This is a genomic window from Streptococcus sp. HMSC076C09, assembly GCF_001837905.1.
GTDB classification, from domain to species: Bacteria; Bacillota; Bacilli; order Lactobacillales; family Streptococcaceae; genus Streptococcus; species Streptococcus parasanguinis_I.
This window is the reverse complement of sequence record NZ_KV834609.1, coordinates 1-244: the sequence shown is the minus strand read 5'-3', so window position 1 is coordinate 244 and position 244 is coordinate 1. Positions and strand designations below refer to the sequence as shown.

The following is a 244-nucleotide window of genomic DNA, read 5'->3' as shown; positions in this document are numbered from 1 at the left end:
CGTTCCCTTCAGCCGGACTTGGGTAATCCTCCAAGATAACAATGGACCTTGTAGGACTTGAACCTACGACCACTCGGTTATGAGCCGAGAGCTCTAACCAGCTGAGCTAAAGGTCCAACAAGATCAACAATATAGCGGCGAAGGGGATCGAACCCCCGACCTCCCGGGTATGAACCGGACGCTCTAGCCAGCTGAGCTACACCGCCATAATATCGGGAAGACAGGATTCGAACCTGCGACACCT

2 tRNA genes are annotated in these 244 nt (G+C 53.7%); both read right to left on the bottom strand.

The features are described 5' to 3' along the window. Positions 1 to 42: 42 nt before the first annotated feature. Positions 43 to 116 (bottom strand) — tRNA-Ile (locus HMPREF2704_RS01690). A gap of 16 nt (positions 117 to 132) precedes the next feature. Next, a tRNA-Met gene (locus HMPREF2704_RS01685) sits at positions 133 to 206 on the bottom strand. Positions 207 to 244: the final 38 nt, after the last annotated feature.